This is a genomic window from Ruegeria spongiae (assembly GCF_023502395.1).
GTDB lineage: Bacteria > Pseudomonadota > Alphaproteobacteria > Rhodobacterales > Rhodobacteraceae > Ruegeria_C > Ruegeria_C spongiae.
Map to the genome: position 1 here is coordinate 62,391 of NZ_JAMFMB010000004.1, position 14,008 is coordinate 76,398.

The window sequence follows — 14,008 nt, forward strand, 5'->3', positions numbered from 1 at the left end:
TTGATCGAGCCCACTGAGAATTGAAGAAGGACAGATCATGACCCAGGCGATGGATGCCCAAAAGGCACAGGCAGCAGCCTGGTTCCGCCAGTTGCGCGACGAGATCGTCGCCGCTTTTGAAGGGCTGGAGGACAGCCACGCGTCGGGGCCACTCTCGGATGCGTCTGCGGGGCGGTTCGAGGTCAAGGAAACCCGGCGCTCCTCCGAGGACGGCTCGGATGCGGGCGGCGGACTGATGTCGGTGATGCGCGGCGGGCGCGTGTTCGAAAAGGTCGGCGTGAACGTGTCTGAGGTCTATGGCACGTTGTCCGACCGGGCGCAGGCTGCCATGGCCGCACGCAAGGGCCTGCCGGGGATGAAGGATGATCCACGCTTCTGGGCCTCGGGGATTTCGCTGGTGGCGCATATGCAGAACCCCCATGCGCCCGCCGTGCATATGAACACGCGGATGTTCTGGACCCCGCATGCCTGGTGGTTTGGTGGCGGGTCCGACCTCAACCCCTGTATCGAATATGACGCGGACACCGCGCATTTCCACGCCGCACAAAAGGCCCATCTGGACCCGCATGGTGCAGGCCACTACCCGCGCCTGAAAGAATGGGCGGATGAGTATTTCTACATCCCCCACCGCAAGCGTGCGCGGGGCGTGGGCGGGATATTCATGGATGACTACTGCACCGGCGACTGGGAGGCCGATTTTGCCCTGACGCAGGATATCGGCCGCGCCTTCCTACCCGCCTTTGTGCCTCTGGTCGAAAAACGGCGGGTACAGCAATGGTCAGACGCCGATAAAGAGGTGCAGTACCGGCATCGGGGCCTCTATGCCGAATACAATCTGGTCTATGATCGGGGCACGAAATTCGGGTTGGAGACGGGCCACGATCCTGACGCGGTGCTGATGAGTCTACCGCCGATTGCAAAGTGGTACTAGGCTGACCGCCACCCGGCTTCGCGCAGCGCAGCGCCATAGGTGGGAGCCATGTTCATCTGCGTATCATAGCCTTTGCCCAGCAGCAGCTTGTGCAGTTTGGGCAGGTTATAGCAGGGCACATGCATGATCATGTGGTGTTCGAGGTGGTAATTGACCCAATAAGGCGCCACAAACAGCCGCGCCAATGGCCCGGCCAGCGTGGTGCGGACATTGCGGAACGGATCGTCGGATTGCTCGGTCGCGCCATGTTCAGCGATATTACGCACCCGCAAAACGAACTGAAACCATGTGAGATAGGGCAGCAGCCAGAAGGCCAGCCCCCACCACCAGTCTCCAACCAGCCCCATGATCAGCATCACCCCCAGAAAGACGGGCACCGTGATCCAGAAATGCAGGGTCTGGAAGCTTTGGGCGAAATCCCCCTCGGCCGCTTCGATCGCCTCATGATCCCCGGCCATGCGCAGAGACATGACGATCTGCCCCACCAATTGCTTTACCCCGGTCTGCCCGGTCAGGTCCCGCGTGAATTTGCGCCGCATCGAGGCATGCGAGGTCGGGAATTTCGACGACAGCGGCAGGTCGGGGTCCTTGTCGGACTGGGTAAAGCGGTGATGGGTCAGGTGATAACGCCGATAAGCGCCAAGGTCAGCCAGGATAGGCCGCGCGCAGAGCCACGTGCCCACGGCATCATTGAGCCGCTGACGCTGGAACAAAGCGTTATGCGCGGCCTCATGCATCAGGATCGCCAGCCCCAATTGCCGCGAGCCGATGACCATCACGGCAAGAAGAAAGGTCAGCGGATTGGGCCAGAGACCGAACAGAGCAAGCGCCAGCGCGATGGTGCCCCAGCAATGCAGCACCAGCCAGGCACCGCGCAGGTCCGACCGCGCGGCCAGCGGACGAATTTCGTCAGTTGTCAGATAGGCCTTTCCCGGTGTCATGGCAGGGCTCCTCTCTGGTCAAAGTGTCCCAGAGAGGGCGGGCCTCTGTCAAACAGGCCGTGGCGTCAGTCGCGCCACTCGAAAAAGCCCTCGCCCGCCTGTTTCAGCATATCCGCCGCCATGTCGCGACCCAGCTCTGCGCCATCGGCAACCGGGCAGGACCGCTCTTCGAACACATCCTCGGAGCCGTCGGGGCGCAGGACCTGACCGCGCAGGCGCAGCGTATCGCCCTCAATCTCGGCCAGCCCGGCAATCGGGGTTTCGCAGGATCCGTCCAGTGCGGCCAGAAACGCGCGCTCAGCCGCCAGCCTGTGTTCGGTCTCTGCGTGATGAATGCGGGCCAGCAATTCGCCGGCGCGCGCATCATCGCCGCGCCGTTCGATCCCGATGGCACCCTGGGCGATGGCGGGCAGCATGTCGTCGGGGGATATCGGCGTCGCGGGCACCTCATCCATATCCAGCCGGTTCAACCCGGCTAACGCCAGAAAGGTGCATTCCGCCACGCCTTCGGACAGTTTGCGCAGCCGGGTCTGCACATTGCCCCGAAACTCGACCACGGTCAGATCGGGCCGCCGGTTCAGCAATTGCGCCCGGCGACGCAGCGACGAGGTGCCGACAACCGCGCCCTCGGCCAGATCATCCAGCGCGGTCAGGCCCGGAGAAATGAAAGCGTCACGCACGTCCTCGCGGGGCAGGAAGACATCCAGCACCAACCCCTCGGGCTGGGCCACCGGCATGTCTTTGGTCGAATGCACCGCGATGTCGATATCGCCGCGCAGCATCGCCTCTTCGATTTCCTTGGTGAACAGACCCTTGTTGCCGATCTCTTTCAGCGGGCGATCCGCGTCGATCAGTTTGCGATTGTCACCGCTGGTCATGATCACGGTGATCTCGAAGGCGTCAAGCGGCAGCTCATGCGCCTCGGCGAGGCGTTTGCGGGTCTCATAGGCTTGCGCCAGCGCAAGCGGTGAACCACGGGTGCCGATTTTCAGCGGGTCGGACGGGGAGGGCAGGGCATGTGTCATGGGCCACAGCTTTAGTCGCGTCACTTTGCCCTGACAACGGGGGAATGCTTGACAAATTGCCGCTCAGCATAGACCGGTGTTCCGCAATCGGAAATTGAGGGCAGGCATGGCTGAGACAAAAACGATATTGCGCGCATTGGCGGGCGAGGTTCAGGACGTGCCGCCGATCTGGATGATGCGGCAGGCGGGGCGCTACCTGCCCGAATACCGCGCCACCCGGGCGCAGGCGGGCGATTTCCTGTCGCTGTGCTATAATCCTGATCTGGCCACCGAGGTCACTCTGCAACCGATCCGTCGCTATGGGTTTGACGCGGCGATCCTTTTCGCCGATATCTTGTTGGTCCCGCAGGCGCTGGGCGCGGATCTGTGGTTCGTGACGGGTGAGGGGCCAAGGTTGTCGACCATCACCACGCAGGCAGAGTTCGATGCGCTCAAACCGGCGATGGATATCCACGAAGTGCTGTCGCCGATCTATCAGACCGTCCGCAACCTGTCGCAGGAATTGCCCTCCGAGACGACGCTGATCGGCTTTGCCGGTGCGCCCTGGACCGTGGCGACCTATATGATCGCCGGGCGTGGTACGCCCGATCAAGGTCCGGCGCATGCGCTGCGACTGGAAAACCCGGCGCTGTTCGAGGCGCTGATCAGCCGGATTACAGCGGCGACCATCGACTACCTGTCGATGCAGATCGAAGCCGGGGCCGAGGTCATCAAGATTTTCGACAGCTGGGCTGGCTCGCTGCCCGATGACGCCTTCGAGAAATACGCGCTCGAGCCGACCCGCGCGATCACCCGTGCCCTGAAAGAGCGTCACCCCGGCATTCCGGTGATCGGCTTCCCGCGTGAAGCGGGCGAGAAATACGTGGGCTTTGCCCGCGCCACTGGCGTTGACTGCGTGGCGCTGGACAATTCCGCCGACCCCGACTGGGCGGCGCGCCATGTGCAGGTCGATGGCTGCGTGCAGGGCAATCTGGCCTCGCGCCACATGGTAACCGGCGGTCAGGCGCTGGTGGATGAGACCCGGCAGATCGTGCAGGCGTTTTCCAAGGGGCCGCATATCTTCAATCTGGGCCACGGCATCACGCCGGATGCCGATCTGGAGAATGTACAACTGATGATCGACACAGTGCGCGGCGGCTAAAGCGCGTCAGGGCGCGGCAGAGAATTCGGCCCGAATCTCGTCGCTGTGCTCTCCGCGCTGCGGGGCGGGTTTTGGATGCGCTAACTGGCCGTCAAAGCGTGGCGCAGGCGCGGCTTGCAGAGCGCCCTCGGCCTCCTGCCAGGTCCGGCGATGCTGGTTTGCAGGGTGGGACATGGCCTCTTCCGGGCTCAGAACCGGCGCGACACAGGCGTCGCTGCCTGCAAACAGATCAGCCCAATGCGCGCGGGTCTTTTGGCCAAAGATCGCGCTCAGCCGCCGGGTCAGGCGCGGCCAGAGCGTGCGGTCGAATTGCCGGGCAAACTCGGCGTCCTCTGCCAAGCCCAGATGATCCAGAAACAACCGGTAGAATTTCGGCTCAAGACATTGCACCGAAATATAGCCGCCATCGGAGCAACGATAGGTCCGGCTCCAATGCGGTCCGTCCAGCAGGCTTTCGCCGCGTATCTCGGACAGGTTGCCGGATTGCCGCAGGCTCATCAGCAGGTTCATCATATGGGCCGAGCCGTCATAGATCGCGGCATCGACCACCGTGCCGCTGCCACTCACCCGCGCCTTCAGCAGCCCGGCCAGCAACCCCGCCACCAGATACATCGCCCCCCCGCCGATATCGCCCACCAGTGTGGCGGGCGTAAGCGGTGCCTCTTCCGGCGCAGAGCCATACCAGAGCGCGCCGGACAGGCCGATATAGTTCAGGTCATGCCCCGCGACAGAGGCCAGCGGGCCATCCTGCCCCCAGCCAGTCATGCGGCCATAGACCAGCGAGGGCTTGCGCGCGTGACAGGCTTCGGGACCCAGCCCCAGCTTTTCCATCACGCCCTGACGAAACCCTTCGATCAGCGCGTCAGAGCCTGCAACGATGCGCAGCGCGGTCTCGCGGTCGTCCGGGTCCTTGAGGTCCAGCTCGATCGAGCGCTTGCCACGATCCAGCAGCGATCTGTCTGGTTGGCCGGGATTGGGGGGACCGCCCTTGCGGTGGATGACGATCACATCCGCCCCCAGATCGGCCAGCGTCATCGCCGCGAAAGGAGCAGGGCCGAGCCCCTCGAATTCAACGATGCGTATTCCGTCCAGCATGTGTGTCCCCTGTCCCGTTGGCCTTACCGTGGAATATTGACACGCCGCCGCGCAAGCCTGCGCGATTTCTGCTGTTCGCGCAGGAACACGAACAGGCCCGCGCCCATGATCAGGATCATGCCGATCCAGACCTCGAGATCGGGCAGTTCCGACCAGATCAACCAGCCCCAGAACACCGCCATCGGCAACCCGACATATTCGAAAGGTGAGAGGGTCGCGGCGTCGGCCAGCCGGTAGGCCTGGCTCAGCGTATAGCCGATCACCGCGACATTCATGCCCAGCGCCAGCAGATAGATCCAGTCGCCCTCGCCGGGCCAGATCCACGCCCGGAACAGAAATAACAGGCTGGGATCATCGGTGCCTTCGGCAAAGCGCCCGTCGCCCGCGATCAGGTAAAAGCCCAGAGAGACAAGGATGAACACGGCCTGCATGTAACAGGCCAGCGCCGAGGCCTTGGTCGTCGCGCCAAGTTTGCGCGTCATCAGTTGCAGCAGCGCATAGGTCAGCGCCGCAAGCAACGGCAGCAGCAGCACAAGGCGGTTGGCCACCAGGGCGTCGCCACTTTCCCAGGGGCGCAGCATGATGATCACTCCGATGAATCCCACCACAACCGCGCCAATCCGCAATGGCCCGACCTTTTCCCCCAGCATCGGGATCGACAGCAGCGTGATAAAGAGCGGCGCAACAAAGAACAGCGCGGTCACATCGGCCAGCGGCATCACCGCCAGCGCCATGAAGAAGCACATGTTCGAGGCCACAACCAGCAGGCCACGCAGCAGATGCAGCAGCGGTTGCCGGGTTCTGAGGATCGAAAACCCACCTTCATACTGCACCAGCGCAAGGGTGAGGATCAGACCGATCGAGGCACGGCACATCACGATCTGATGCAGCGGGTAGTCGCCCGACAACTGCTTGATGATCATGTCGTTGATCGAGATACAGATCATGCCGACAACAATGCAGGCGATCCCGGCGGCGGGCCGGTTCTGGGCCAGTGTCTCCATGTGATGCTCCTCCGGCGTGCCGTGAAATTGCGCGCCCGGTGGCATCAGGGCTATCAGAGCCGGGCCTCAAGTCCATAAGTATTGCGACGAAATCTGTCGCAATTCTCGGATCATCTGCGCGTTCCTGCGGGGTTTTTTGTGCATTTGCGCTCTGTCGCCCCGGTCCGTCGCGCGATAGGATCGCCGCCGGAACAGGGGCGGTACATGAGCACAATTCTTTCGATCAAGGATCTCAGGAAATCTTACGCGGATGGTTTCGAGGCCCTGAAAGGTGTCACGCTGGACATCGAAGAAGGCGAGATTCTCGCCCTTTTGGGCCCAAACGGGGCGGGCAAGACCACCATGATCTCGACGATCTGCGGGATCACCATGCCGACATCGGGCCAGGTTACCGTCGGGGGGCATGACATCCTGAATGACTACCGCGCGGCGCGGCGGATGATCGGCCTAGTGCCGCAAGAGATTGCGCTGGAACCGTTTGAGAAGGTGATCAACACCGTGCGCCTGTCGCGGGGTCTGTTCGGGCTGGGGCGCGATGATGCACGGATCGAGGATATCCTGCGCAAACTGTCGCTGTGGGACAAGCGCCGGAACGCGGTCAAGGAGCTCTCGGGGGGCATGAAACGCCGGGTGCTGATCGCCAAGGCGCTGGCGCATGAGCCGCGCATCCTGTTTCTGGACGAACCCACTGCCGGGGTGGATGTCGAGTTGCGCAAGGACATGTGGGAGATCGTGCGCGAGCTCAAGGCGAACGGCGTGACGATCATCCTGACCACCCACTACATCGAAGAGGCCGAGGCCATCGCCGACCGTGTCGGTGTCATCAACAGCGGCGAATTGCTGCTGGTTGAAGACAAGGACAGCCTGATGGCGCAGATGGGAAAGAAACATATCGAGGTGATGCTGGCCGAACCCGTCGATGCGATTCCCGAGGTGCTGCGGCACTACGACCTGACCCTGAACGGGGCGGGAGAGTCCTTTGTCTACTCCTATGATATCCATGGCGAGCGTACCGGCATAACCTCGCTTCTGAACGATGTGGCCAAGGCCGGGCTGGTGTTGCGCGACGTGCAGACACGGCAAAGCAGCCTTGAGGAAATCTTCGTCAATCTTGTGTCAGGAGAGCAGGCATGAACTGGGCCGCCGTTGTCGCCATCTACCGATTCGAGATGGCCCGCTTTTTCCGCACGCTGGCGCAGAGCTTTTTCTCGCCCGTCTTGTCGACCTCGCTGTATTTCATCGTGTTCGGCACTGCCATCGGCAGCCGCATTGAGACGATCGAGGGCGTGTCCTATGGCGCGTTCATCGTGCCGGGGCTGGTGATGCTGTCGGTTGTGACGCTGTCGATCTCGAACGCCTCGTTCGGGATCTATTTCCCGAAATTCCTCGGCACGATCTACGAGCTGCTCTCTGCGCCGATCAACTTTCTCGAAGTGGTCATCGGCTATGTCGGCGCCGCCGCGACCAAGGCGCTTTTTGTCGGGCTGGTGATATTAGCGACCGCCACCTTCTTTGTCGATATCCGGATCGAACACCCGTTTGCCATGGCGGCGTTTCTGATCCTGACCTGCCTCAGCTTTTCGTTACTGGGCTTCATCGTCGGCATTTGGGCCAGCAATTTCGAGCAGATGTCGCTGATCCCGCAACTGGTGATCACGCCGCTGATCTTTCTGGGCGGTACATTCTATTCGATCACCATGCTGCCACCGATCTGGCAGACCATCACCCTGTTCAACCCGGTGGTCTATCTGGTCTCGGGCTTTCGGTGGTCTTTCTACGGTCTGGCGGATGTGCCAATATTTTTTAGCCTGCTGGCAATCGCTGCCTTTACCGGTATTTGCCTTGCCATCATCTGGTGGATATTCAAGACTGGCTGGCGCATCCGCAGTTAGGAGCCCGTTGCAAATATGCCCGCCCGGCCCGTGAAACGCGCCCTTGCACCATTTCTCTGCGCCAGCGTGCCTTGTCTGCGACGAGAGGGCATTCTACATGGGCATTCATGAAACTGCGCCTGCCTTTCCTTAACAACCCGCCTCTTGTCGCCGTGGTCCGCCTGTCCGGAGCCATCGGGATGAGCGGTCGCGGTTCCCTCAATGACGTCACGCTGGCCCCGATACTGGAACGCGCCTTCCGGCGCGGCAAGCCTGCTGCCGTCGCACTTCAGATCAATTCGCCCGGCGGCTCGCCGGTGCAAAGCTCGCTGATCGGGTCGCGCATTCGCCGCCTGTCCGACGAGTTGAACGTGCCGGTCTTTGCCTTTGTCGAGGATGTCGCGGCGTCGGGCGGCTATTGGCTGGCTTCGGCGGCGGATGAGATCTGGGCCGATGAAAGCTCGGTCGTGGGATCCATCGGTGTGATCTCGGCCGGCTTCGGTGCGCATATCTTTCTGGCCCGCCAGGGGATCGAACGCCGGGTTCACACCGCAGGACGGTCGAAATCCATGCTCGACCCGTTCTCCCCCGAAAAGGAAGAGGACGTCTCGCGCCTCAAGGTGCTGTTGGCCGAAATGCACCAGACCTTCATCAACCAGATCAAGACCCGGCGCGGCGACAAGCTGAACGACAATGGCGATCTCTTCACCGGAGAGTTCTGGCTGGCGCGCCGCGCGCAGGAACTGGGCCTGATCGACGGCATCGGTCATCTCAAGCCCAAGATGCAGGAACGGTTTGGCGAGAAAGTGCAGTTCCGCCGCTATGGGCTCAAAAAGCCGCTCTTCCTGCGTCTGGGCGCACAGGTCGCCCAAGACGCCGTTGCCGGGCTGGAGGAGCGGGCCGCCTACGCGCGCTTTGGTCTCTAACGTGATTGTGAAAGTTGTTCTTCTTTTCCTCATAGGCATGGCGGTTCTTGCGATGTTCGGCAAATTGCGTTTTCCGGGTCAGACTGCTCTGCGCTCGGCCCGGTGCACGGGCTGCGGCCGGTTTCGCATCGGCAAGGGGCCGTGTCGCTGCGGGCAGGGGGGGCGTTCATGACGGCGTGGCTGCTGTCCGGCCTTGGCCTGATCATCCTGCTTTTGGCAGGTGACGCGCTGGTGCGCGGCGCGGTCAACCTGAGCCTGCGCCTGGGCGTGCCTGCCCTGATCGTCAGCCTGACCATTGTCGCCTTCGGCACCTCGGCACCCGAATTGCTGATCGCGATCAAGGCGGTCGAAGAACATGCACCGGGCATCGCGCTGGGCAATGTGGTCGGCTCGAACACCGCCAATATCCTGCTGGTGCTGGGTCTGCCCGCACTTTTGGCAACCTTGCACACCAGCGAGTGCAACAGCCGCAAGACCTATGTTTTCATGCTGCTTGCGTCGGTGCTGTTCATCGGGCTGGCCTTTCTGGGCACCTTCACCTTCTGGACGGGTGCGATCCTGTTGGCGGTTCTGGGTCTCGTGCTGGCGGATGCGTTCCGCGATGCCAAGGCGCACCGACGGGCCTGCGGTGCCGCAGAAGAGATCGAGGACCTTGAAGAGGCCGATCCCGACATGCCGTTCTGGCGCATCGGTATCTACCTGATGCTGGGGCTGATCGGCCTGCCCATGGGCGCGCATCTGCTGGTGGAAAACGCCACCGTGATCGCGCGCACATACGCTGTCAGCGAGACCGTGATCGGCCTGACACTGGTTGCGATCGGCACCTCGCTGCCCGAGCTTGCAACCACGATGATGGCGGCCCTGCGGCGTCAGGCGGATGTGGCGCTGGGCAATGTGATCGGGTCGAACATGTTCAACCTGCTGGCCATCATCGGCATCGCCACATGGTTCGGCCCCATTCCGGTCGATCCCGAATTCCTGGAGTTTGACCTCTGGGTGATGCTGGGCGCGTCGGTGCTGCTGTTCCCGTTTGTGTTCCTGAAAAAGGACATCACCCGGATCTGGGGGGTGATCCTGACAACCCTTTACGTCGTATATGTCGTGAGCGTTTTGCTGTAACCCACAGGGGCGGAGGTTAGGCATGGCCCGGGCATTGGTCACAGGTGCAGGTATTCGGCTGGGCCGTGAGATGGCGATCTATCTGGCGCAACGCGGTTTTGACGTGGCGGTGCATTTCGCCACCTCCGAAGCTGCCGCGCATGAGGCGGTGGCGGCGATCGAGGCGCTTGGCCGCTCCTCTGTTGCCCTCAAGGCCGATTTGTTGAACGAAACCGAGGTCGAGGCGCTGCTGCCCCGCGCCGCAGAGGCGCTGGGCGGGCCGATCACCTGTTTGGTGAACAACGCCTCGGTGTTTGAATATGACAACCTGCACTCGACGACGCGACACAGTTGGGACCAGCATCTGGAAAGCAATCTGCGCGCGCCGTTTGTGCTGACACAGGCCATGGCCGCGCAGGGCATGGCAGCCCTGAGCGACCACAATGACGAACCGCAGGCCAGTGGGCTGATTGTCAATATGATCGACATGCGGGTGCGCAAGCTGACACCCGAATTCATGAGCTACACCATCGCCAAATCCGGGCTCTGGACCCTGACCCAGACAGCCGCGCAGGCGCTGGCCCCCGCGATCCGGGTGAACGCGATCGGGCCCGGCCCGACCCTGCGCGGGCATCGGCAGTCCGAGGCGCATTTCGCTGCGCAGCGCGCCAACACGATCTCGGGGCGGGGCTCGAACCCGTCAGATATCACCGCTGCACTGGGTTATCTGCTGGAAGCGCATGCGGTTACCGGACAGCTGATCTGTGTCGATGGTGGCCAGCATCTGGGATGGCAGACACCGGATGTTCTGGGGGTTGAATAGGCCTTGGCGATGCAAGTTTTGCACCGCTCGCATTTCTGTTACTTAACCGTTACAGAAATGTCTTTCTTTTCATATACTTGCTATGTGTTCAAAAAAATTCCTTTTAAAAACAGAGAGCTACAATAGTGCCTATTTTTTGTGCAAATCAACGAAGCCCCCTGTTTTCAACGAATTTCTCTGGTTGGCCGGAAGATATACGCAAGGTTATCCACAGAAGTCGTGGATTTGTTTTCCCTTGAACTGGTTCCCGCAAGATTGCAGCCCCCAGCCGAGAATCATATCTGTGGTCCATGAGTGACGCGCCCGACAGAATCACCGATCCCGCTCCGGCGGGATATTCCTGCATTCAGGCCTATCTGAAGACGCTGGACAGTTCGCCCGGCGTCTACCGGATGCTGGATGCGCAGGCGCGGGTTCTTTACGTGGGCAAGGCGCGCAATCTGCGGGCGCGGGTGTCGAACTATTCCCGCCCGGGGCATTCGCCACGGATCGAGCGGATGATCGGCGAGACTGCCTCGATGATGTTCCTGACGACGCGCACCGAAACCGAGGCGTTGTTGCTGGAACAGAACCTCATCAAGCAGCTGAAACCGAAATACAATGTGCTGCTGCGCGACGACAAAAGCTTTCCCAATATTCTGGTATCGAAGCAGCACGGCTTTGCGCAGATCAAGAAACATCGCGGTGCAAAAAAGGAGAAGGGCACCTATTTCGGCCCCTTCGCCAGCGCGGGCGCGGTGAACCGGACGCTGAACCAGTTGCAGAAGGCGTTCCAGCTACGCAATTGCAGCGATTCCATGTTCGACAGCCGGACGCGGCCCTGTCTGCTCTATCAGATCAAACGCTGTTCCGGCCCTTGCGTTGGCCTGATCTCGGAAGAGGATTACGCCGCACGCGTAACGGACGCCGAACGGTTCCTGTCCGGCCGCTCCACCCGTGTGCAGGAGGAGTTGGCCGAGCAGATGCAGGTCGCCTCGGACGCGATGGAATTTGAACGCGCCGCAGGATTGCGCGACCGGATCAAGGCGCTGACCAGCGTGCAGACCAGCCAGGGCATCAACCCGCGCGGTGTGAGCGAGGCGGATGTGATCGCGCTGCATATGGATAGCGGTCAGGCCTGCGTGCAGGTGTTCTTCATCCGGGCCAACCAGAACTGGGGCAACCGCGATTTCTATCCCCGCGTCGGAGCGGATGTCGCTCCCGCCGAGGTGATGGAGGCGTTTCTGGGCCAGTTCTATGACAACAAGGAACCGCCGCGTCAGTTGATCCTGTCCGACGGGATCGAAAATGCCGACCTGATGACCGAGGCCCTGACCGAGAAAGCCGGTCGCAGGGTAGAGATACTTGTGCCGCAGCGCGGGGAGAAGGCCGAACTGGTCTCTGGCGCGTTGCGCAACGCGCGTGAATCGCTGGGCCGCCGCATGTCGGAAAGCGCCACACAGGCGAAGCTGCTGCGCGGGCTGGCCGAGGCCTTCGATCTGGATGCGCCGCCCGACCGGATCGAGGTCTATGACAACTCGCATATCCAGGGCACAGATGCCGTCGGTGCGATGATCGTGGCGGGGCCCGAAGGGTTCACGAAAAACGCCTATCGCAAGTTCAACATTCGTGGCGACGACCTGACTCCGGGCGATGATTTCGGCATGATGAAAGAGGTGCTGAACCGCCGCTTCGCCCGGTTGCTGAAAGAGGACCCGGACCGGGGAAAGGGGCTGTGGCCCGATCTGCTGTTGATTGATGGCGGGGCCGGGCAGGTCAGCGCCGTGCAAGAGATCATGACCGCGCATGGTGTCGATGACATCGCCATGGTGGGCGTCGCCAAGGGCGTCGACCGCGACCACGGAAAAGAGGAATTCCACCGCACCGGCCAACCCGTCTTTGCGCTGAAACGCAACGACCCGGTGCTGTACTTCGTGCAGCGTCTCAGGGACGAGGCGCACCGTTTTGCCATCGGCACCCACCGGGCCAAGCGCGCCAAGGCGGTGGGGGCGACGCCGCTGGATGAGATCGCGGGTGTTGGTGCGGCACGCAAACGCGCCCTGCTGGCGCATTTCGGTAGCGCCAAGGCGGTCAGCCGCGCCAATCTGGCTGATCTCAAGGCGGTTGACGGCATCTCGGCCGGGTTGGCGCAAAAGGTCTATGACTTCTTTCATGACAAGGGCTGAAGCAGTGGCTGAGAGATTTATCGCACCTCATCTTCCAGTTCCCGCATCGCCGGGATAAGGTCCGGTCATGAAATGGAACCTGCCGAATATACTGACCCTGCTGCGACTTCTGGCAGCCCCGGGTCTTGCCATCATGTTTTTGTATTTCACCCGGCCTTACGCGGACTGGTTTGCGCTGATCCTGTTTGTTTCGGCGGCGGTGACGGATTGGTTTGACGGCTATCTGGCGCGGGCCTGGGGGCAGGAAACCAAGATCGGTGCAATGCTGGACCCGATTGCCGACAAGGCGATGGTGGTGATCGCGCTGATGATCCTTGTGGGCTATTCGACCGAGCACTGGACGCCCTGGCTGGTGCTGCCCGCGACGGTCATCCTGTTCCGCGAGGTCTTTGTCTCGGGGTTGCGCGAATATCTGGGCGACACGGCGGGCACGCTCAAGGTGACGAAACTTGCGAAATGGAAGACCACCACACAGATGATCGCGATTGCGGTTCTGTTCAGCCAGGGGATATTCGAGCACTATCTGGTCATGTCCTCTTTTGGCATGGATCAGACGCTGATCGACGGGATCATGGCAGGCACGGTCGAGGATCTGAACGGGTTGCGCTGGAAGCTTGAGGGTATGATCTGGTCGGGCCGCGCCGGTCTCTGGCTGCTCTGGATCGCGGCGGCGCTGACATTGGTTACCGGTTGGGACTACCTGATGAAATCCATGCCGCATCTGAAGGAGACGCAATGATGGACGTGCTTTATTTTGCATGGGTCCGCGAGCGGATCGGCATCCCGAAAGAGAAGGTCGAGACCGAGGCTGCGACCGTGGCCGATCTGGTGAGTGAACTGGTCGCGCGGGAAGAGCGCTATGCCGCCGCCTTTGCCGATCTGTCGGCACTCCGGGTGGCGCTGGACCAGGAACTCAGCGGTTTTGACGCGCCGCTGAGTGGGGTGCGCGAGGTAGCGTTCTTTCCCCCGATGACCGGCGGATAGTCCA

14 protein-coding genes are annotated in these 14,008 nt (G+C 61.7%); 10 read left to right on the top strand and 4 right to left on the bottom strand.

Going from position 1 to position 14,008, the window contains the following annotated elements:
* Positions 1–37: 37 nt before the first annotated feature.
* The gene (gene hemF / locus M3P21_RS04560) at positions 38–931 is read left to right on the top strand and encodes an oxygen-dependent coproporphyrinogen oxidase (protein WP_249707247.1); all 894 of its coding nucleotides are present in this window, start codon (positions 38–40) and stop codon (positions 929–931) included.
* On the opposite strand, the gene M3P21_RS04565 is transcribed toward hemF, so the two are convergent.
* Both M3P21_RS04565 and hemC read right to left on the bottom strand, forming a co-directional pair.
* Positions 928–1,872, bottom strand: coding sequence for a fatty acid desaturase family protein (locus M3P21_RS04565; RefSeq protein ID WP_249707249.1), 945 nt, complete (start codon positions 1,870–1,872; stop codon positions 928–930). The genes hemF and M3P21_RS04565 overlap by 4 nt on opposite strands.
* A 65-nt stretch (positions 1,873–1,937) precedes the next feature.
* Entirely contained in the window at positions 1,938–2,897 is a 960-nt protein-coding gene (gene hemC, locus M3P21_RS04570; RefSeq protein ID WP_249707251.1) for a hydroxymethylbilane synthase, read from the bottom strand.
* A 106-nt stretch (positions 2,898–3,003) separates the two neighbouring features.
* Here hemC and hemE point away from each other — a divergent pair, with 106 nt between their 5' ends.
* A complete protein-coding gene (gene hemE, locus M3P21_RS04575) occupies positions 3,004–4,038 on the top strand; it encodes a uroporphyrinogen decarboxylase (protein WP_249707253.1) in 1,035 nt (344 codons plus the stop codon).
* Positions 4,039–4,044: 6 nt separating this feature from the next.
* Here hemE and M3P21_RS04580 read toward each other — a convergent pair whose 3' ends face one another.
* Entirely contained in the window at positions 4,045–5,133 is a 1,089-nt protein-coding gene (locus M3P21_RS04580) for a CaiB/BaiF CoA transferase family protein (protein ID WP_249707255.1), read from the bottom strand.
* 23 nt (positions 5,134–5,156) lie between these two features.
* Complete coding sequence (locus M3P21_RS04585; protein WP_249707257.1) at positions 5,157–6,137, bottom strand: DMT family transporter; 981 nt, start codon at positions 6,135–6,137, stop codon at positions 5,157–5,159.
* Between the two features lie 204 nt (positions 6,138–6,341).
* On the opposite strand from M3P21_RS04585, the gene M3P21_RS04590 reads away from it, so the two are divergent.
* The 8 genes from M3P21_RS04590 to moaD all read left to right on the top strand — a co-directional run bounded on the left by M3P21_RS04590 (position 6,342) and on the right by moaD (position 14,004).
* Positions 6,342–7,271 carry an ABC transporter ATP-binding protein gene (locus M3P21_RS04590; protein WP_249707259.1) on the top strand — a complete coding sequence of 310 codons (930 nt, stop codon included), beginning with the start codon at positions 6,342–6,344 and terminating at the stop codon, positions 7,269–7,271.
* Positions 7,268–8,029, top strand: a complete 762-nt coding sequence (locus tag M3P21_RS04595; RefSeq protein WP_249707260.1) for an ABC transporter permease — start codon at positions 7,268–7,270, stop codon at positions 8,027–8,029. Before M3P21_RS04590 ends, M3P21_RS04595 begins: the two co-directional genes overlap by 4 nt.
* A 107-nt stretch (positions 8,030–8,136) precedes the next feature.
* Complete coding sequence (locus M3P21_RS04600; protein ID WP_249707261.1) at positions 8,137–8,934, top strand: S49 family peptidase; 798 nt, start codon at positions 8,137–8,139, stop codon at positions 8,932–8,934.
* 168 nt (positions 8,935–9,102) lie between these two features.
* On the top strand, positions 9,103–10,053 hold the full coding sequence (locus M3P21_RS04605) for a calcium/sodium antiporter (RefSeq protein ID WP_249707262.1): 951 nt from the start codon (positions 9,103–9,105) through the stop codon (positions 10,051–10,053).
* A 22-nt stretch (positions 10,054–10,075) separates the two neighbouring features.
* Positions 10,076–10,855 carry an SDR family oxidoreductase gene (locus M3P21_RS04610; protein WP_249707263.1) on the top strand — a complete coding sequence of 260 codons (780 nt, stop codon included), beginning with the start codon at positions 10,076–10,078 and terminating at the stop codon, positions 10,853–10,855.
* Positions 10,856–11,145: 290 nt separating this feature from the next.
* Entirely contained in the window at positions 11,146–13,020 is a 1,875-nt protein-coding gene (uvrC, locus tag M3P21_RS04615; protein ID WP_249707264.1) for an excinuclease ABC subunit UvrC, read from the top strand.
* A gap of 67 nt (positions 13,021–13,087) precedes the next feature.
* On the top strand, positions 13,088–13,759 hold the full coding sequence (pgsA, locus tag M3P21_RS04620; protein ID WP_249707265.1) for a CDP-diacylglycerol--glycerol-3-phosphate 3-phosphatidyltransferase: 672 nt from the start codon (positions 13,088–13,090) through the stop codon (positions 13,757–13,759).
* A complete protein-coding gene (gene moaD, locus M3P21_RS04625; RefSeq protein ID WP_249707500.1) occupies positions 13,759–14,004 on the top strand; it encodes a molybdopterin converting factor subunit 1 in 246 nt (81 codons plus the stop codon). Before pgsA ends, moaD begins: the two co-directional genes overlap by 1 nt.
* Positions 14,005–14,008: the final 4 nt, after the last annotated feature.

Excerpts from the sequence above, each read along its gene's own strand:
- hemF (WP_249707247.1), top strand. The coding sequence starts at position 38 with ATGACCCAGGCGATGGATGCCCAAAAGGCACAGGCAGCAGCCTGGTTC.
- M3P21_RS04565 (WP_249707249.1), bottom strand. The coding sequence starts at position 1,872 with ATGACACCGGGAAAGGCCTATCTGACAACTGACGAAATTCGTCCGCTG.
- hemC (WP_249707251.1), bottom strand. The coding sequence starts at position 2,897 with ATGACACATGCCCTGCCCTCCCCGTCCGACCCGCTGAAAATCGGCACC.
- hemE (WP_249707253.1), top strand. The coding sequence starts at position 3,004 with ATGGCTGAGACAAAAACGATATTGCGCGCATTGGCGGGCGAGGTTCAG.
- M3P21_RS04580 (WP_249707255.1), bottom strand. The coding sequence starts at position 5,133 with ATGCTGGACGGAATACGCATCGTTGAATTCGAGGGGCTCGGCCCTGCT.
- M3P21_RS04585 (WP_249707257.1), bottom strand. The coding sequence starts at position 6,137 with ATGGAGACACTGGCCCAGAACCGGCCCGCCGCCGGGATCGCCTGCATT.
- M3P21_RS04590 (WP_249707259.1), top strand. The coding sequence starts at position 6,342 with ATGAGCACAATTCTTTCGATCAAGGATCTCAGGAAATCTTACGCGGAT.
- M3P21_RS04595 (WP_249707260.1), top strand. The coding sequence starts at position 7,268 with ATGAACTGGGCCGCCGTTGTCGCCATCTACCGATTCGAGATGGCCCGC.
- M3P21_RS04600 (WP_249707261.1), top strand. The coding sequence starts at position 8,137 with ATGAAACTGCGCCTGCCTTTCCTTAACAACCCGCCTCTTGTCGCCGTG.
- M3P21_RS04605 (WP_249707262.1), top strand. The coding sequence starts at position 9,103 with ATGACGGCGTGGCTGCTGTCCGGCCTTGGCCTGATCATCCTGCTTTTG.
- M3P21_RS04610 (WP_249707263.1), top strand. The coding sequence starts at position 10,076 with ATGGCCCGGGCATTGGTCACAGGTGCAGGTATTCGGCTGGGCCGTGAG.
- uvrC (WP_249707264.1), top strand. The coding sequence starts at position 11,146 with ATGAGTGACGCGCCCGACAGAATCACCGATCCCGCTCCGGCGGGATAT.
- pgsA (WP_249707265.1), top strand. The coding sequence starts at position 13,088 with ATGAAATGGAACCTGCCGAATATACTGACCCTGCTGCGACTTCTGGCA.
- moaD (WP_249707500.1), top strand. The coding sequence starts at position 13,759 with ATGGACGTGCTTTATTTTGCATGGGTCCGCGAGCGGATCGGCATCCCG.